This window comes from Marinobacter sp. M1C, from assembly GCF_023314135.1.
Classification (GTDB): Bacteria; Pseudomonadota; Gammaproteobacteria; order Pseudomonadales; family Oleiphilaceae; genus Marinobacter.
This window is the reverse complement of sequence record NZ_CP092289.1, coordinates 2,225,962-2,244,159: the sequence shown is the minus strand read 5'-3', so window position 1 is coordinate 2,244,159 and position 18,198 is coordinate 2,225,962. Positions and strand designations below refer to the sequence as shown.

Sequence of the window (18,198 nt, the reverse complement as noted above, 5' to 3'; positions counted from 1 at the left end):
TTGGGCATACCCTGATTGCCTACCTTCGTGTTGTGACGCTTGACTAAACCTCATCATGTCCATATTCTTGGACATATGGAAACTTCAGAAGCAACAGCAATATTTGGCGCGCTCGCCCAAGAGACTCGACTGGAGGCCTTTCGGCTTTTGGTTCGTCATGAGCCAGAAGGGCTTCCGGCTGGTGAGATCGCAAGACAACTGGGTGTACCGCACAACACCATGTCCGCACATTTGTCGGTGCTTGCCCGGGCAGAGCTTGTTCTCTCCCAGCGCCAGAGTCGCTCCATTATCTATCGAGCGAATTTGAATTGTGTGCAAGAGACGATCAGATTTTTGGTTAATGACTGCTGTGCAGGCCATCCACAGGTCTGTGAGCCGCTCACATCCTCGTTAATGGCCTGTCCCACCCAATCGGACGGGCTTTGAAACCTTATGAAATCATTGATTTATCATAACCCTGGCTGCGGCACCTCGCGTAACACGTTAGCAATGATGAAGGCCTCGGGCGAAGCGCCTGAAGTCGTGGAATATCTCAAGGCGCCGCCGAGTCGAGAACAGTTGGTAACACTGCTTTCGATGATGCAGATAACGCCCCGTGATCTCCTTCGGCGCAAAGGCACACCCTATGATGAGCTAGGGCTCGACAACCCGGCTTTGAGCGACACCCAGCTGATCGACACCATGATTGCGCACCCGATTCTGATCAACCGGCCGATTGTTGTGACTGACAAAGGGGCCCGCCTGTGCCGACCGTCAGAGCGCGTTCTGGATATGCTCGAAAGTCCCATTACACACTTCACCAAGGAAGACGGAGACGTGATTCACCATGCGGGAGAAACACAATGACCCCTACGACCTCGCTGCATGACTTGCCCAACATCGACCCTGATAAGCTTCACGCTATCGATATTGAGGCGTTGGTCGGCCCCGGCGCGTCTCAGCATGCCCCCCGTATTCTTATGCTCTACGGCTCGCTGCGAGAGCGGTCTTTTTCCCGATTGGTTTCCGAGGAAGCGGGGAGGCTGCTGAGTTGGTTTGGCTGTGAAGTTCGAACCTTCGACCCTACCGGACTGCCGCTCCCCGACGCCGAGGACGTGTCTCATCCGAAGGTTGCGGAGTTGCGCGAACTCGCCGAATGGTCTGATGGCATGGTGTGGTGTTCACCGGAACGCCATGGCGCCATGACGGGCATTATGAAGGCACAAATTGACTGGATTCCGCTGACGCTGGGAGCCGTACGCCCAACCCAAGGCAAGACTCTGGCCGTGATGCAGGTCTGTGGTGGCTCGCAGTCGTTCAACAGCGTGAATCAACTGCGCGTGTTAGGGCGCTGGATGCGCATGCTGACCATCCCAAACCAATCGTCAGTGCCCAGGGTTTTCATGGAATTCGACGAAAACGACCGCATGAAACCGTCGCCCTTTTACGACCGCATCGTCGATGTTATGGAGGAGCTGGTGAAGTTCACCTGGCTGGTACGCGACCGCAACACTGCGTTGACCGATCGTTACTCGGAGCGCAAAGAGAGCTCCGATGCGTTGTCAAATCGCGTTAATCAGCGCGCTATATGACGCCAGAAGCTCGACAGCCGCTGAAGGAAGGCAACGCAACGCTCACAATGATCAAAGGAAACGAGGCATGACCAAACCTGAAAGCTCACAGTCCCCCAGCCCGTCTGAAGGTATGGGGTTGTTCGAACGTTTTCTTACGCTCTGGGTGGCCCTGGCTATTGCAGCGGGTGTGCTGATAGGGCAGTTTGCTCCCGCTATCCCCGAGACCTTGTCACGTTTTGAGGTTGCGCAGGTTTCAATTCCCGTCGCGGTGCTGATCTGGGCGATGATTTTCCCCATGATGGTACAGGTCGACTTCACGTCGATTCTCGGCGTTCGCCGCCAGCCCAAGGGGCTGGTTATTACCACGGCGGTAAACTGGCTGATCAAGCCTTTCACCATGTTTGCGATTGCCTGGTTCTTTTTCACCGTGGTGTTCGCGCCTTTGATTCCCCCCGAACGAGCCAATGAATACCTGGCTGGCGCCATATTGCTGGGCGCTGCGCCCTGTACTGCTATGGTTTTCGTGTGGAGCTACCTCACTCGAGGCGACGCGGCCTACACTCTGGTTCAGGTGGCGCTTAATGATTTGATTATGCTGTTCGCCTTCGCGCCCATCGTCGTTTTCCTGCTGGGCGTGTCAAACATTCAGGTGCCCTGGGATACGGTTATCCTGTCCGTGGTCTTGTATATTGTCATTCCACTGGGCGCCGGCTATCTGACTCGTCAGGCGGTTATCAAGCGGCGCGGACTCGAATGGTTCAGCAACGTTTTTATGAAACGCCTGGCACCCATCACACCCATTGGCTTGATCATCACCCTGGTGTTGCTGTTCGCTTTTCAGGGCGATGTGATTATCGCTAATCCGTTGCATATTGTGCTGATTGCTATCCCGCTGATTCTTCAGACCGTGCTGATCTTCTTCATCGCTTACGGCTGGGCGAAGGCCTGGAAGGTGCCCCATTGCGTTGCGGCGCCTGCCGGTATGATCGGCGCCAGTAATTTCTTCGAGCTGGCCGTGGCAGTCGCCATTGCGCTGTTTGGCTTGCAGTCCGGAGCGGCGCTGGTAACGGTGGTCGGTGTGCTGGTAGAGGTGCCTATTATGCTGGCGCTGGTGCGGTTTGCAAACGCTACCCGTGGCCACTTCCCGGTGGCGAAAGAGGCTTCCCGTTAAGCCCTTGGCCATCAATGTGGTCGTCAAAAATACGGTGTGACGGAGCTGCAACTGTGTCTGCATTCTAGGTCAGTAAACATCTTCCAGGTAGCGCCCTTCGGCTCTCAACTCATCGACGTCCATGCGCGATGGTTTGAGGATGGAGTCAAACACCTGGCGCACTCCAGAGGCCATATCCCGGCCACCGCAGACCAACACCTGGGCGCCTTTCTCAATCAATTGCCGCAACGCGGTTTCATCATCCATGATGGCGTCCTGAACATAGGCCTTTTCTGCTGATCGCGAAAACGCCGTATTCAGTCCGGTAAGGCGGTGGTCATCAAGATAACTGCCAAGTTCCGGCTGATAGAGAAAATCCGATTGTGGATTGCGCCCACCCCAGTATAGGTACATGGGGCTAAGGCCTGTATTTTTTCGGATAAAGCCTGCCAGTGGGCCTATTCCTGCGCCGGCACCCACCAGAATAATGGGCGTTGCACCGCCCGCCGGACGAAAGCCCGGGTTTTGCTGGATAAACCCGGTAATACGATCTCCCGGTTTGAGGTTGTGCAGATACCCTGAACACAGGCCATTGGTCTGTTTCCGGACGCAGATTTCCAACTGCCCATCCGAGGCTGAAGACGCCAGCGAGTACAATCGGGCCGTGTTATCTCCGGGTGGCGCAACGCCAAACAGGTCACCCGCTTCGAAACTCGGCAGATGCGACCGGCTTCTGAAAGACAACACCTGCAATAAATTCCTGCGATCTTGTACCGGCCTGAAACGCAATATGCTGGTAGGCGCGTTTACCGCAACGCCATAGTCCACACGTTCAACAAGCTCGAATTCCGCAGTGGCAGCTGGCGCAGGATTGTGGGTCAGCGCCAATGAGATGCCCATATGCTCGCCGATAGCCTCGCCCCATTCACGAAACTGGATGGCGGAGCCGCGATCGATTCGTGTAACAAGCTCCATTTTCTGCAGGCCTTTACTACTGAGGGCAGCGTCTACATCCAGCGCATACTGACAGAATTTTGGGAACTGTCGGTCACCAAACCCCAGAACCACAAACTCCAATCCGTCATCCGCCTGAAAGTGGTCAAATCGAGTCATAAACTGACTGGCGGAGGAGGGCGCGCCACCATCACCGTAGGTTGATGTCAGAACAAAAAGCACCGAGGCCTGCGGGTAGCGTTTTGCCAGGTCATTCATCGGCGCACAATGTACTTTTTTACCGGCCTGATTGAGCTTTTTTTGAAGATCTCTGGCAAAACCCCAGGTGGTATTGCCTTCTGAACCCACCAGAATAACCGCATCCGCCATTTCGGTACTGGCACCTTCACCCGGGCGCGCGGATGTTGAACGTCGCCGCCACCAGACCTGTATGCCGGTAAACGACAGCGCTGGCACGGTTAGCGCAGCCACCCCAAGAATCAAACCCAGCCACCACAGGCCTTCACCCGTGTGCAGGCGAATCATCCAGTGCTGGAACTGATTACCAGCAGAGCGAGGCTGGAACTGCAGCAGTTCTCCGGTTGCCTGATCAACGAACCCGGAGCCCTGCGTGGTGCTCAGGGAATAGACGTCGCTGGGGTCGTCCGGGTAAGGGAACACCAGCTCACGCAGCTCGTTTGCGTCTACGTTTTTTAGCGCGATCAGAGAGCTCACCGGTGCCGGCGTGCCGCCTGAAACCTCCGCCGGAAAGGATGGCTCCGCGGCAGCAGCCTCTGGCAGCAGGCCAAACCGAACGGCAGACATGTAGCTGCCAGTCAGTGCCGACAGTAGCAAACCGATCACCGCAAACCTTGCCAGCTCGGCGTGAATCCGCGAGCTACCGGAACCAGCAATGGGCTTTAAAATGGCTTTCCAACCTCCCATACGTCGAGCCAGCAGTAACATGCCGGATAGGCAGAGCAACAGCATCATTACCGCCAAGCCGCCAGCAACCATTCGGCCTGCATCATCCAATAGAAATGAGCGGTGCAGGTTTTTTACCCAGCGCAAAAAGGCTGAGGGCTGATAAGGGGCAATACTCTCACCGGTCAGGGGATGAACCAGGTCCGCGCCTGGCTGGCCGTTTCGGCTGTAATAGACGACAACTTCGCCTGAAAGAGAACGTTGTATCTGCTCGGTGCCCGGATAATGCGCCACGACACGCTCAGACAGGCCAGCAACGCTGATTTCACCGGTCGGCGGGATGGTTGCGCCCGCCCGTTCAATGGCGGGTACAACGGACAAAACAACGCCCGTGGTCGCCAGCACCAAAAGCAGCAATGCGGCGACCAGTCCAGGCCAACCATGTAGCTTGCGTAGCATGAAGCTGGCTCCCGTCAGTTACTTGAGGTTATAGACAAAAGACTGGACGTAGCCACGGCCAGCAACCGACTTTCCAGAGCCTTCCGTGGTTAGCGGGACCACCACATCCGAGCGGTTGTCGCGCATATCTTCAACGGCGCTATCCACACGAACCTGGTAGCCGGCATCGATCAATGCGTCATCAAGTTCCAAGGTCACGTTCTGGGTGCGCCCACTGGTCACACTGGCGCCGGTCAGGCCATCGTATTCAGCCTGGCTCTCACCACTGCCCCGAGCCCAGTCACGCAGATGCTTGTAATACTTACTCTTCTGGCCAGCAATCCAGAGAGTCCCTTGGTATTGGCCGTCCGCATCGGTGAGGTAGAGCGCAAGATAAGCTCCATCACCGCCGTAATTGCTCAGTTGTGTGGTGAAGGTGACTTCCCGGGCCTGTGCATATGCCGGCAGTGCCATGGCAGTCGCAAGCCCGAGTGCAAACAGAATGTTCTTCATGATGTAGTCTCCTTTCACTATTCAACAGTCACTGTGGGTCGGCCTGTGATGATGCCCTTACGCGGAGCCTGCTCGTTGTTTATCGATTTGCTATCGTTCCCGGACTTGCCACGATAGTCGTCATCGTCATCGTCATCGTCATCGTCATCGTCTTCCAGCTCCATTTCCCTCAGCTCAAAGGTCGCTGGCGAATACTCGGCCTCCGCACGACGACCCTCCGGGTCCCGTCCTTTAACCTCGTAACAGCCGTCATCTACCTTAATGCGGAACACCTTCCAACCTTCTGCCTCAAGCTTCTGTCGCAGGTTCTCCCGCGGCTGCCATCCGGCAACCGGGTCATCGCAATCGTCGTCGGCCAATGCGCTGCCGCTCATTAGCAGCAACGAAAAGGTGATAACAATGGGTTTTATATTCATGGCATGTCTCCCGCTGAATCCGTTAAAGCCATCTTAAAGTTGCTACCTGACACTGGCCTGAATGAGCAGGCAGGCCAGCGCCTGATCCAGTAAACATCGAATAGCTAAAGGAGAGCTCGGGGAGGAACCGAGCCGTAATAACGCGGTTTCAGCCTGCTGTCAGGCAATGGCTGTAGTATGTTCTGTTGGTGATCACGCGAAGGGTGAGATATGCGGGTATTGTTGGTTGAGGATACAGCCGGGTTGGGTGAGGCCGTGCGGGATCAGATCAGCGAAGATGGCCATGCCGTGGACTGGGTTCAGAGCCTTGCTTTCGCTGATACGAGCGTGAAAACCACGCCTTATAATCTGATTTTGCTCGACCTGATGCTGCCAGACGGTCACGGTTTTGATTTTTTGAAAAAACTGAGGGCAACCGGTGATACAACCCCCGTGATCATTCTGACCGCCAGGGACCAAGTGTCCGACCGCATCGCAGGGCTGAACGCCGGTGCCGACGACTATCTGGTGAAGCCATTTGACTTATCAGAGTTATCTGCCCGGGTGGCCGCCGTAGCACGCCGTTATCGTGGCAACCCGAATCCTCTGGTGCGTGTTGGCAACCTTGAAGTGGATCTGGGTGACCACCGCATCAACCGCAACGGCCAGCCAGTGGAGCTTACTGCCCGCGAATGGGCGCTGTTTGAGGGGTTTTTGCAACGCCCGGGAATACTGCTATCGCGGGCTCAGCTTGAAGACCGGCTGTACGAATTCGGTGCTGAAATTGAAAGCAACACCATAGAGGTTTACATCAGCCGTATGCGCAAAAAACTGGGGCACGATGCCATAGTGACCGTCAGAGGTATGGGTTATAGGCTGGAACCGAATGAGCACTAAAGCCAGCTTACACAAAACCCTTGGCACCTGGCTTACCCTTGGCGTGACCTTGCTGTGGCTGTTGGGTGTTATAGCGTCAGGCGTGGTGGCACGGCACGAAATGAACGAGGTATTCGACAGTGCCTTGGAGGAAACAGCGCAGCGTATCCTGCCATTGGCGGTGACCGACATACTGAACCGGGAAGGGGACCCAAGCCTGGAGCGGGCATTGGCCCTGAAAGAACACAACGAGTATCTCACCTATCTGGTTCGGGACAAATCAGGCAAGCTGCTGCTGCAATCCCACGACGCGGACCCCAAAATTTTCGGCTCCATTCCGCGAGAAGGCTTTTCTGACACGCTAACTCATCGGATATACGGGGAATCAGCCATCAGCGAAACCCTGTACATTGAGGTTGCCGAACCTTTGGACCACAGGCGCGAAGCCGTGCTGGACACGAGCCTTGCATTACTGTTGCCACTTATATTTCTAATCCCCATCAGCCTGGTCGGGGTGTGGTGGGTGATAAAACGTTCACTTCGCCGGGTTGTTGTATTGCAGCAGTCGATAGAAGTCCGCGGTGGTGGCGACCTTTCGCCCGTCGTAGTCGGGCGTTTGCCGGAAGAGTTTGAGCCCATCATGATCTCGGTGAACCGGCTGCTGGAACGTTTGCGCCGCGCCCTAGAAGCGGAGCGCAGTTTTACCGCCAACAGCGCCCATGAATTGCGAACCCCACTGGCAACGGCGCTGGCCAAGCTACAGCGGTTAAAGACGGAAACGCAGAATGCAGGAGTTAAAGCACGAGCCAGCGAGATTGAAGAGTCGCTTCGTACGCTCTCCAAACTGTCAGAAAAGCTGCTGGAACTGGCGAAGGCTGAGGGTGGCAGCGCCTTGTCAGAGCAGGCTAACAACCTGGTGCCCATACTGCGGATGGTCGCCAGCGATTATGACCATCAGGCGCCCGGCCGACTCCTACTCAACCTGCCGGATGATGACGTTACGTCATTACTGGACCTGGATGCCTTCGCCATTCTGGTTCGGAATCTGATCGAAAATGCCCTTAGGCATGGCGCGGACGATCAACCTGTGAATATCAGCCTGACAGATGACGGTATCCTGCGAGTGGTCAATCGCGGTGAGGTTGTATCGCCGGAGAAGCTCGCCTTATTGCGTAATCGCTTTGTCCGCTCCAACACAAACGCAGTGGGCTCGGGCATCGGGCTTGCGATTGTTGAGGCCATCGCCAGCGGCGCGGGCATAACCCTGAACCTGCGGTCACCAGCCTCGGGCCAGAGCGACGGCTTTGAAGCCGAACTCAATATTGTTGTGGTCAAATGAAAGCCGGACGTTTAAGGCTGGTGTCAGGTTAACTCTGCACAATTCAAACAAACCCAAACGGAGTTTGTTTGTGCCCAACCTACGTACCAGTGTCGTCCTTTTTCTGCTTTTAGCGGTTCAGCTGAGTTTCTGGACTCCTGGACTGAGTTATGAGCAATTTCTGACGTTCAGTGGATACCTTGCCATCAACTTCATGTCCATCACTATGCTGCTGGCTACCCGCCCTGGGTGGCTGGAATCCCCGTTGGGTGGCCTAGACAGAATGTATCAGTTGCATAAATGGACCGGCATTATGGCCGTCAGTTTTGCCCTGGCGCACTGGCTGATCGAAATGGCGGATGATGCCCTTGAAGCTCTGTTTGGCTCGGATCGCAGTTTAAAAGAAGCACACTTTTCGGGTTTGCTGGACAGTCTCCAGGATGGTGCTGAAGATCTGGGCGAACCCGGCCTGTACCTGCTGGTGTTTTTGGTTGTTATTACCCTGATTCGCTGGGTGCCATACGGTTACTGGCGTTACCTGCACCGAGTGATGCCACTGATTTATCTGGCACTGGCCGCCCACGCATTGTTGTTGGCTCCGCTGCTGTGGTGGCAACAACCTACTGGCTGGCTGATGGCCCTGTTAATAGTGGGTGGTGCCACCGCGAGCCTGCAATCACTGACCGGAAAGATCGGCAGAAGTCACCGCTACAAGGGGCTGGTTCAGGCCGTCAAGCAGACGTCAGCCAACATCACGGAAGTCGTCTGTGATATGGGAAAACGATGGCCCGGGCATCGCGCCGGACAATTCGCCCTGGTGACATTCGACAGGGTCGAAGGGGCACACCCTTTCAGCCTGTCCTGTGCTGACAATGCCACCGGTCAACTCAGTTTTCAGATCAAGGCATTAGGAGACTACACCCGCAAGATTCCGCAGCAGTTGCACAGTGGCCAGGCGGTGACGCTCGAAGGCCCCTATGGTCGTTTTGATCTCGACAGCGGCAGAAAAAGCGCCCAGCAGATCTGGGTGGCGGGCGGCATCGGCATCACACCGTTTCTGGCAGCACTTGACAACCAACTGATAAATAAAGAAAAAATACATCCTGAGGTGACACTCCACTACTGCACCGCCGGAGCCGTGAATGACCCAATGGTGACTCGCCTGAAACAACTGACGGAGCAACTTCCGTCAATATCACTGCACATCTACGACAGCCTGCAGGGGCAGCGGTTGACCGCAAACCAACTGCAGATCCTTAGCTCCAAGGTGGACGTCTGGTTTTGCGGGCCGCAAGGCCTGGCAAAAGCCCTTCGAAGCGGACTTAAGCAACCGTCCGTGTCGGTACGCTTTCATCAGGAAATTTTTGAGTTTCGCTGAAATAGAGTTCGTCTTTCAGCCCCGGTCACTGAGGGGCTGATGGTGTTTTGCAACGCACAGGCCGGCGTCGTGTGTAGGCACAGTCTGATAAATTAAAAATGGGCGGAAATCCCGCCAGCAACGAGTAGACTAAAATGAATCATTATCGTGGAACCCAACTCTTAAGCATCGCCTTGTTCAGCGTTTTGCTGTTGACGGCTTGCAATAATAAGCCCCCTGGAAATTTCGAAGGTATCCAGCAGAATATCTCGAACGCCGTCAACGTAGCGGATGCCGACGTGACGAAAAATGTCAAGATAGCGCTTGATGGTGATATTGCTATTAATGGCTTTGACATTAACGTGACCACGCGGAAGGGTGATGTGCGCCTGGTCGGTGTCGTTGACAAACAGACGCAAATCGATGCTGTTATAAAGCTGGCGCAGGGAGCGGACGGCGCCCACACCATCAATAATGTATTGACCATCAAGAATTGAGCCTGCTGCGGACTATTCTCTTGAAAGGCGTTTTCTGCAGCGTCGTTCTCTACAACCTGAGTGATTGGTGAAGCCTATGAGCCATATTGAAAACCATCGATCACATCGCGTAGGTTGGCTACGCGCTGCAGTCCTGGGTGCGAACGACGGAATAGTGTCTACAGCGAGCCTTATTATTGGTGTTGCTGCGGCCAACAGCGCTCATGAAGGTATTCTGTTAGCAGGACTTGCCGGCCTAGTCGCAGGCGCTATGTCTATGGCTGCGGGTGAGTACGTGTCCGTCAGCTCTCAGTCTGACACTGAAAAAGCCGATCTGGCCATTGAGAAAAAATCGTTGGAACAACACTTTGAATCTGAAACAGAGGAGCTCGCTTTAATATACGAACGCAGAGGGCTTGAGTCGGCTCTGGCGAAGCAAGTTGCTGAGCAGCTGATGGCTTACGATGCACTGGGTGCGCATGCCAGGGATGAGATCGGTATCTCGGAAAGCGCCCGCGCCCAACCTGTTCAGGCGGCGTTCTCGTCCGCAAGCACTTTTACCGTGGGTGCCGCACTTCCGTTAGCGGCGGCGTGGCTTGTGCCAGGTAGCCAACTTATTTCTGTTGTTGCAGCGTCTTCTTTGGTTTTCCTCGCTCTTCTAGGCGGAATGGCTGCGCGTGCGGGTGGGGCGTCAATTGCTATCGGCGCAATCAGGGTCACATTTTGGGGTGCACTGGCAATGGCGCTTACAGCTGGCGTGGGTCGAATATTTGGTGTGGTTGCATGATTCCTCACGGAAGAGGGCTGCGGATCATCAAACATCCCAGTTTTTAAAACTTTCCGAGACAGACCGCAATCTGCCAATTTTTGACATTTTCCTGACGAAACCTCCACACAGCCATGACATGGGGTGGGTTATCGTCAGGTCTCAATGTCAGGCTGACTTCAATAGTCGTCAATGTGGTGGAGTTTTTCGTAATGAGCAAATTCTTACCGCTTCAATTGCAAGGATTTATGGCCGCCGGCGGCCTGGCCACGCTGTTCCACTGGGTTGTGATGGCAGCGCTAATCGGCGCAGGCCTTGAGCCAACACTGGCAACCGCAAGCGGAAGCGTGTCTGGCGCCGTGCTCAACTATGGCCTTCAACGCCGCCTGGCATTTCGCAATGCCGGTCCCCATAGGGTAACGCTCTGGCGCTATATCGGCTCTTGCTTTGTTGCCTGGCTGTCCAATCTCGTCTTTTTCTTCCTGCTCCATAACGTTCTGACACTTTCCGTACCGCTGTCACAAGTCGTGGCAACAGCTCTTGTTGCTGCACTGAATTACATCGTCTACCAAAGGCTGGTTTTCCATGAACAAACGCGTTGAATTCCCTGTTTTACCATTTGATGTTTCGCGTGATAAGCAGCTGCTATCGCTGGTGGTACCACTCTTCAACGAACGCCCGATGCTGCCCATCTTCTTTGACCGGGTTTTAACAGTGCTTGCCACACTGGACCTGCACTGGGAAGTTGTGCTGGTTGATGATGGCAGTGACGATGGCAGTGCCCAGTACATCCGCAGTGTTATCGACCGAACGCCGGGCGTACGTTTGATCAAACTGAGCCGCAATTTTGGTAAAGAAGCTGCGATGACGGCGGGGCTGGAGCACGCCCGGGGCGATGCAGTGATCGTGTTGGACGCTGATCTGCAAGATCCACCCGAGCAGATCCCGGCTATGGTCGAGTGCTGGCAGTCCGGGGTTGATGTGGTTCTTATGCAGCGTCGTTCGCGGGCGGGCGAAACTGCGTTCAAACGCTGGAGCGCGCACTTCTTTTATCGGCTACTGAACCGGACCAGTCGGACCAATATTCCGGTGGATACCGGCGATTTCCGGTTGATGAGCCGCAAAGCCGTTAGCGCTCTGTTGGCGCTGACGGAGCGCAATCGTTATATGAAAGGGTTGTTTGCCTGGATTGGCATGCCCACTCAGGTCATCCAGTACGACCGTGAACCGCGAGTGGCCGGGGAGACGAAGTGGGATTACCCCGGGCTAGTAGGCTTGGCTCTTGAAGGGCTGACCTCGTTTTCTATTTCACCCTTGCGCTGGGCAACCGTGATCGGGCTCATTGCCGCCAGTTTGGGTGCGATATTCGGGGTGTGGATTGTGGTAAAAGCCATCATGCTGGGCGATGCGACCAGCGGTTATCCCTCGCTTGTGGCCATTATCAGCTTTTTGGGTGGCATGCAGCTGATGAGTGTCGGCATCGTGGGTGAATACGTTGGCAAGACTTATATGGAATCGAAGCAGCGGCCGATTTATCTGACCGAGGAAGTCATTGAAAGCCGAGATAGTATGCGCCAGCAGGCTAGCCAAAAAATGACGGAGAGGCGACATGTCAAAGCGGTTTAACGTCTGGCTGCTGATACTGGCTGCAATAATGGTCAGTCGTTTCATTGGCATGGCGCTGTTTCCCTTTGCTGATACCACCGAACCCCGGTACGCGGAAATTGCCCGCCTGATGGCTGAAACCGGTGACTGGATTACACCCTGGTTTGAGCCCGGCGTTCCTTTTTGGGGTAAGCCGCCTTTGTCATTCTGGGCCCAGGCGGCGGCCATCAAGGTGTTTGGTGTGTCAGAGTTTTCGCTGCGTTTCCCTTCCTGGCTGGCAACGCTTGCCATGGTCTGTCTGGTCTGGCGACTGGCGCGGCAACTTTGGAGTGTTCAGGTGGCTCAATGGAGTAGCCTGGTCTTTGCCACCATGGCCCTGACTTACATCAGCGCCGGCGCGGTGATGACAGACGCCTTTCTAGCCCTGGGTACAACCCTCACATTAGTCAGTTTCTGTTTGGTGATGATGGGGGAGAGCGGTCGGTGGCGTTGGCTTTTCTTTGTTGGCTTGGTGATCGGGCTGCTGTCCAAGGGGCCTTTGGCCGTGGTGCTGATCGGAATTCCCATCGTGCTGTGGTTACTGCTCTCTTGGCGCGAAGCCGCCAACAATCTGAGGCGGCTGCCCTGGTTCCGAGGAACACTGATGACGGCCGTGCTGGTCTGCCCGTGGTATATACTGGCTGAGTTGAAGACGCCCGGATTTCTGGATTACTTTATCATTGGGGAACATATCCGCCGGTTTCTGGATCCGGGGTGGGCGGGTGACCTTTACGGCAGCGCCCATAATCAGCCAAAAGGCATGATCTGGATGTTCTGGTTGTGGGCTTCGTTCCCCTGGGGCATAGTCGCGTTGCTGAGTTTGGCCCTGGCGTGGTTCAGGGGTAAAAGACACGGCATCGTAAGCAGGACACTGTCGAACCCGGGCGTTAGCTTTTTGCTGGTAAGCGCACTGGCACCGATGCTGTTTTTCACGCTCGCAGGTAATACGCTCTGGACTTACATCCTGCCTTCGTTGCCATTTACCGCCATTTTGATCGGCCGCTGGGTGTCAGAATGTAAACCTTTCTGGTTATCTTCAGTGCGTGGTGGCTTGGTGGCGCTTGTGCCTGTATTACTGACCGTATTTGTGGGTGCTGCGGTCTTGGGCTGGACGCCGCTCAAAACAGAAAAGAAACTGGTAAGCTATTATCAGGAAATCAAGGAAGCCAATGACAGCCCGCTGATCTATCTGAATGACCTGCCATTTTCAGCCAGATTTTACTCAGGTGGAACGGCTCTGGAAGTTACAGAAAACGGTTTGGATAAATTGCCCGGCACACGTGAATTTCAAAACTTTTATATTGCGGTGCCCCGAAAATGGTCTAACGACAAAGTAGCTGATTTATTACCGTCCGCTCGAAAGGTTATGGAAAATTTTCGCTATCAACTGTTGGTCGTTGAGGGATTGCCCAGTGATCAACAACCGGTGTCTGACACCAACGGAGTTCGCTCGAATGACATCTAGTCAGGTCTCTCCCAAACCCCCTCTCCAATCCCCTCTCAGACTATTGGTTGTGGAAGATCAGGTGGATCTTGCAGAAAACCTGTTCGAGTTTCTGGGTGAAGACCGCTACAGACTGGACTTTGCCGCGGACGGTTTGACGGCATTGCATCTGCTGGCAACGCAAAGCTATGACGTTATCGTACTCGACCTGATGCTACCCGGCGTCAATGGTTATGATATTTGCCGGCGTATTCGTCAAGACCTGCAATGCCAGACCCCCGTTATTCTGATGACGGCACTGAGCGCCATGGCCGACAAGGAAAAAGGATTTGACTGCGGTGCCGACGATTACCTGGTTAAACCGTTTGAGTTGCGCGAATTACAGCTAAGAATTGAAGCTCTGCATCGACGCCATTCGCCGCAAAGGCCGGTATTAACGGCCGGTGATATAAGGTTTGATCCAGGTACGCTGGAAGTGGAATTGCGTGGATCAAAAACAACTTTATCGGGCACTCCAGCCCGCCTGTTTGAATTGTTGGTGCGGGCGTATCCGAGCTTTCTTAGCCACGAGGCGCTAACAGATTCCGTATGGGGAGCGCGCCATGGCGAAACCGAGGGCAACAGTCTTCGCACTCATATTTATACGCTTCGAAAATCCTTGCAGTCAGGCTTGGGCCATGGGCTGGTAAAAACAATTCATGGGCGGGGGTACAGCCTGGAAGTGCCAGTAACAGGGAATCCTGAGACGCCATGAAGTCGTCTTTGACCGCACGCCTGGTGCGAACGCTGTTTTTTCTGATTGCCGCCACCACAGCAACGTCGATGTTTATTGTCGAAGTGTTTGTTAACGACGTTGAGGACACCATTCTGCGTTTGGAGTTAAAGGCTGAAGCCGAGTATTTCACGGAGCAACTTCAGCAAGGGCGTTTTCAGAACCTCAAAACGGCGCAGCTTGAGGCCGTTTTTCTGCCAGAAGGCGAAGCAGACGCAGTGATGCCAGAATATTTCCAGAGCCTTTCCTTGCCATTTTCCCGGGAAATTGAAGTAGGGCAGACAACACTGCTGATTTACGGCGAGCAGTTGGAAGCGCCTGATGGCAAGCTCTTTCTGGCCAAAGATATCACCATCATGGAGAGTCGCGAGAATTTGGTTCTGCTCGTCCTGATGGGTGTGGCGGGTTTAATGCTCCTTATTGGCTTTTTCGTTGCCCGCACAGGAGCGCAGTATCTGATACGTCCTTTCAGAAAGCTGACCCACCAAGTACTGAACACAGTGCCCGGGTCTTCGATGGAGCAAATCGCCACGGACTATCGTGATCAGGAATTTTGCGATATCGCCGAGGCGTTTAACCGGTTTCTATTCGCGCTTGAACACCACATCGAGCGGGAAAAATCGTTTGTGAAGTTGGCCAGCCATGAACTTCGTACGCCTCTGGCGGTGATGAGTGGCGCCTTGAATGTACTGGAACAACGCCAAAGCTTGTCGGCGGCGGATCAGAAGACCCTCGCCCGCATCCGTCGAGCAATGCAGACCATGCGCGACGACACCGAAGTCCTGCTTGAGCTTGCCCGCAGTGAGGCGCCCGAAGGCAATGCCAGAACCATTGTGCTGCAGGAGATCGTTCAAAACACCATTGATGATCTGGAGCATGGGAATTCGGCCTACTCCGGGCGAATCACTGTCTGCAACGATAGCCACAGGACGAGAATCAAAACCCAGCCCGCGCTGGTGCGAATGTTACTGCGCAACCTGTTGCAGAATGCGCTAAGGCACACTCATGCCGGAGTGGAGGTTCGCATGATCAAAAACAAAATCTCGGTGCGAGACTTCGGCCCCGGGCTTCCTAGTAAAATAACGGAGCACTTGAGCGCTATCGGAGCGCCCCGTGCCATTATCTCCACGGCTGGCGAGTTCAGTAACACCACATTTGGGTTGCTGATCGTACGGTTGGTTTGTGAACGACTGGGCTGGAATCTGGAGATCGCACAGTCAGACAACAAGGGAACGGAGTTCCTGATACACTTTCAAAATAGTGCTTGACAGGCACGGCTCGCTGCACAGCAATTCATTAATCTAGCGGCCCGGGTCAGGCTGTTCAGGCAGCCCATAGGCCTTCTCCTGATACAGTTCCAGAGGAAGAAGTGCATGGGCCAACGCTTTTCTTACGGCAATTTCTTCGGGTGCATCTTGCAGATATTGAGTGCTTCCGGCTTCTCGTGAATATATTCCTGCCAACGGCTTTTGATCGGGGCGTAATACGGTCACGTTGTAGCGGTCGTCCATCCATGCGTAATAATCGTTGAATTGCATCACCGCCCGACCGGGCTGGTCCGGAAATCTCACCAGATCACGGCCTACCATCGGGTGTTCGCTGGCAATGCCCATGAGCGAAAGCAGCGTTGGTGCAAGGTCAATCTGGCTTGTGATCGTTTTGACACGACGGCTTTCAATGTCCGCGCCGAGTATCAGCCCCGGAATCTGAAAATTCTTGATGGGAACCAGCTCATCGCCCCACACCCTGGCGTCATGGTCAGCAACAATCAGAAACACTGTATCTTTCCAATAGGCGCTGTTCTGCGCGGTATCTATGAAATCACCCAAGGCGTGATCTGCGTATTTGACGGCATTGTTAACGGTGTTTTTCTCTTCGTCGTACTGCTCAATTCTGTTGTCCGGATATTCAAACGGGGTGTGATTGGACGACGAGAAAACCAGGCGGAAAAAGGGTTCCCCGGAAGCATGGAGCTTTTGAATGTCTTCATGGGTCTTTGCGAATAAATCTTCATCACTGACCCCCCAGCTACCGCTAAACACGGGGTTATCGTAGTCCTGCTGGTCCACGATCGCGTCAAAGCCGTTGCCGGTGAAAAAGCTGCGCATATTGTCGAAGTGGGCTTCTCCGCCGTAGATGAAGCCGGTGTCATAGCCTTTTTGTTTCAGCAGCTCACCCAGCGTAAAAAAACCGGTTTGTGATAATGATAGTTTCACAACACTGCGCGCCGGAGAAGGCAGGTATCCAGACACCACAGCCTCAATACCCCGAACAGATCTTGTACCAGTTGCGTACAGATTTTCGAACCACCAACCGGATTCTTTCAAGGCTTCCAAACGAGGAGTCACTGGAGTGCCACCAAGCGATTCGACAAAGGTCGCCCCCAGGCTTTCCTCAAGAACGATCACTAAATTAAGAGGGCGCGGTCTCTGTTGCACAGGGGTTTGATGGTGCAAGGTCGGAAACTGACTGGAGGTGAAGTTTGAGCCACTGAGCCAAGGCGCGCTCTTGACCTCTGCCAGGATGTCAGCCATTTCCATATCGCCATAACGGGCACTCGCATCTACTTCATGCTTGAGGTTGTAGATCGCAAACGCCACGGACCAGGTAGAGTTGATAATCAGCGAGTTCACGAGTGCGTCGGAAGTCAGCGCAAACATCGCCGGATTGGCAGGGCGGTGGCCAGTGGTGGAGCGAATACTCATAAATACGGCGAGAACAACGATTGGCCATACCAGAATCGCTCTACCATAGCGGCCTGGCTTGGCCTCTCGTAACCAGGGGCGCATTAACCAGGCGAAAACAGCAGTCAGTGAAACGCAAAAAAAGACCCCCGTGGCCACAGTTGGCAAATAGCCTTCCCAAAGCATGCTCAGCACTTCCTTGGGATAATTCAGATATTCGATAAACAGACGGTTGGGCCGGGTATCGTATTCTGTGATGAAAGTTGGCGTTGACAGCTCCATGAACAGAAATCCAAAAACGACAACCAGCGCCCACAGCGCTGTCACACGCTTCCAGGCAGTCCAGCTGAACCGATGGCCCAGAATGGGCAGCAGCAAAACCAGCGGTGCTGCGGCCATGCCAGCCATGATCAGGTCAACCCTTAAACCATGGAAAAATATGCTGGGCCATACGGACGTCTCCATAACCCGGTCAAACTGCCACGCCACCAACAACGCCCGGGAAAGACCTCCGATCAACAGTATTGCGAAAATCAGCATTAATATCGGAGCGTAGGCACCGGCCCAGCTGAAACATCGATACGCGCGGTCGGGCATTGAGTGATTTTTGGAGGAAACGGAGACCATAACAGAGCTCTCATTTGAAACAGTTGAAAACCTCGCTTAGGCAGTTAGAACATTTGCCCAAGGCGACTGATTAACGGACCTACAGAATAGGGTAGACGTCGTCATTAGCGGGTCAAGAAAGTATCAAAAAATTGTCAAAGCCAAATAGTGAAGAGAGAGGTTTATGAAACATCCGTGATAGTTATGGGCTTGCCTGGAGCAAAGTAAATGCAGACTTCACCTAGCTCTTCGAGAATCAGTGGCTCGCTGGTCAAACCGCATTCATAGGGTATTTGTCCATCCTGGTTGCAGTGATGGTATTTCAATAGTAGCGTTTGGAAACTATCTT

Annotated in this window: 18 protein-coding genes; 14 read left to right on the top strand and 4 right to left on the bottom strand. The window is 54.2% G+C overall.

Annotated elements, in window-relative coordinates:
* Positions 1 to 75 precede the first annotated feature (75 nt).
* The 4 genes from MIH19_RS10585 (at position 76) to arsB (ending at position 2,724) form a co-directional block, all read left to right on the top strand.
* Positions 76 to 426, top strand: coding sequence for a helix-turn-helix transcriptional regulator (locus tag MIH19_RS10585; RefSeq protein WP_249008987.1), 351 nt, complete (start codon positions 76 to 78; stop codon positions 424 to 426).
* 6 nt (positions 427 to 432) lie between these two features.
* Positions 433 to 846: an arsenate reductase (glutaredoxin) gene (arsC, locus tag MIH19_RS10580; RefSeq protein ID WP_249008820.1), complete on the top strand. Its 414-nt coding sequence runs from the start codon at positions 433 to 435 to the stop codon at positions 844 to 846.
* Positions 843 to 1,571, top strand: coding sequence for an arsenical resistance protein ArsH (arsH, locus tag MIH19_RS10575; RefSeq protein WP_249008819.1), 729 nt, complete (start codon positions 843 to 845; stop codon positions 1,569 to 1,571). Before arsC ends, arsH begins: the two co-directional genes overlap by 4 nt.
* A gap of 67 nt (positions 1,572 to 1,638) precedes the next feature.
* The gene (gene arsB, locus MIH19_RS10570) at positions 1,639 to 2,724 is read left to right on the top strand and encodes an ACR3 family arsenite efflux transporter (protein ID WP_249008818.1); all 1,086 of its coding nucleotides are present in this window, start codon (positions 1,639 to 1,641) and stop codon (positions 2,722 to 2,724) included.
* A gap of 69 nt (positions 2,725 to 2,793) precedes the next feature.
* Here arsB and MIH19_RS10565 read toward each other — a convergent pair whose 3' ends face one another.
* Genes MIH19_RS10565 through MIH19_RS10555 form a run of 3 tightly spaced genes read right to left on the bottom strand, consistent with a single transcriptional unit; the run spans position 2,794 to position 5,927 of the window.
* On the bottom strand, positions 2,794 to 5,019 hold the full coding sequence (locus tag MIH19_RS10565) for a PepSY domain-containing protein (RefSeq protein WP_249008817.1): 2,226 nt from the start codon (positions 5,017 to 5,019) through the stop codon (positions 2,794 to 2,796).
* A gap of 18 nt (positions 5,020 to 5,037) precedes the next feature.
* Complete coding sequence (locus MIH19_RS10560) at positions 5,038 to 5,511, bottom strand: DUF2271 domain-containing protein (RefSeq protein ID WP_249008816.1); 474 nt, start codon at positions 5,509 to 5,511, stop codon at positions 5,038 to 5,040.
* A gap of 17 nt (positions 5,512 to 5,528) precedes the next feature.
* Entirely contained in the window at positions 5,529 to 5,927 is a 399-nt protein-coding gene (locus tag MIH19_RS10555) for a PepSY domain-containing protein (protein ID WP_249008815.1), read from the bottom strand.
* Positions 5,928 to 6,137: 210 nt separating this feature from the next.
* Here MIH19_RS10555 and MIH19_RS10550 point away from each other — a divergent pair, with 210 nt between their 5' ends.
* The 10 genes from MIH19_RS10550 (at position 6,138) to MIH19_RS10505 (ending at position 15,827) form a co-directional block, all read left to right on the top strand.
* The gene (locus tag MIH19_RS10550; RefSeq protein WP_249008814.1) at positions 6,138 to 6,803 is read left to right on the top strand and encodes a response regulator transcription factor; all 666 of its coding nucleotides are present in this window, start codon (positions 6,138 to 6,140) and stop codon (positions 6,801 to 6,803) included.
* Positions 6,793 to 8,121 (top strand): ATP-binding protein, encoded by a 1,329-nt coding sequence (locus MIH19_RS10545; RefSeq protein WP_249008813.1) that lies wholly within the window; start codon positions 6,793 to 6,795, stop codon positions 8,119 to 8,121. Before MIH19_RS10550 ends, MIH19_RS10545 begins: the two co-directional genes overlap by 11 nt.
* A gap of 70 nt (positions 8,122 to 8,191) precedes the next feature.
* Positions 8,192 to 9,478: a ferric reductase-like transmembrane domain-containing protein gene (locus tag MIH19_RS10540; RefSeq protein ID WP_249008812.1), complete on the top strand. Its 1,287-nt coding sequence runs from the start codon at positions 8,192 to 8,194 to the stop codon at positions 9,476 to 9,478.
* Positions 9,479 to 9,612: 134 nt separating this feature from the next.
* Positions 9,613 to 9,954, top strand: a complete 342-nt coding sequence (locus tag MIH19_RS10535) for a BON domain-containing protein (protein ID WP_249008811.1) — start codon at positions 9,613 to 9,615, stop codon at positions 9,952 to 9,954.
* 76 nt (positions 9,955 to 10,030) lie between these two features.
* On the top strand, positions 10,031 to 10,720 hold the full coding sequence (locus tag MIH19_RS10530) for a VIT family protein (RefSeq protein WP_249008810.1): 690 nt from the start codon (positions 10,031 to 10,033) through the stop codon (positions 10,718 to 10,720).
* A 191-nt stretch (positions 10,721 to 10,911) separates the two neighbouring features.
* On the top strand, positions 10,912 to 11,301 hold the full coding sequence (locus tag MIH19_RS10525; RefSeq protein ID WP_249008809.1) for a GtrA family protein: 390 nt from the start codon (positions 10,912 to 10,914) through the stop codon (positions 11,299 to 11,301).
* Entirely contained in the window at positions 11,285 to 12,325 is a 1,041-nt protein-coding gene (locus tag MIH19_RS10520) for a glycosyltransferase family 2 protein (RefSeq protein WP_249008808.1), read from the top strand. Before MIH19_RS10525 ends, MIH19_RS10520 begins: the two co-directional genes overlap by 17 nt.
* Positions 12,309 to 13,808 (top strand): glycosyltransferase family 39 protein, encoded by a 1,500-nt coding sequence (locus MIH19_RS10515; RefSeq protein ID WP_249008807.1) that lies wholly within the window; start codon positions 12,309 to 12,311, stop codon positions 13,806 to 13,808. Before MIH19_RS10520 ends, MIH19_RS10515 begins: the two co-directional genes overlap by 17 nt.
* Positions 13,798 to 14,541: a response regulator transcription factor gene (locus MIH19_RS10510; RefSeq protein WP_249008806.1), complete on the top strand. Its 744-nt coding sequence runs from the start codon at positions 13,798 to 13,800 to the stop codon at positions 14,539 to 14,541. Before MIH19_RS10515 ends, MIH19_RS10510 begins: the two co-directional genes overlap by 11 nt.
* Positions 14,538 to 15,827, top strand: a complete 1,290-nt coding sequence (locus MIH19_RS10505) for a HAMP domain-containing sensor histidine kinase (RefSeq protein ID WP_249008805.1) — start codon at positions 14,538 to 14,540, stop codon at positions 15,825 to 15,827. The genes MIH19_RS10510 and MIH19_RS10505 overlap by 4 nt, the downstream gene beginning before the upstream one ends.
* A 33-nt stretch (positions 15,828 to 15,860) precedes the next feature.
* Here the strand turns inward: MIH19_RS10505 and MIH19_RS10500 are convergent, their stop codons facing one another.
* Entirely contained in the window at positions 15,861 to 17,870 is a 2,010-nt protein-coding gene (locus tag MIH19_RS10500; protein ID WP_249008804.1) for an LTA synthase family protein, read from the bottom strand.
* Positions 17,871 to 18,198: the final 328 nt, after the last annotated feature.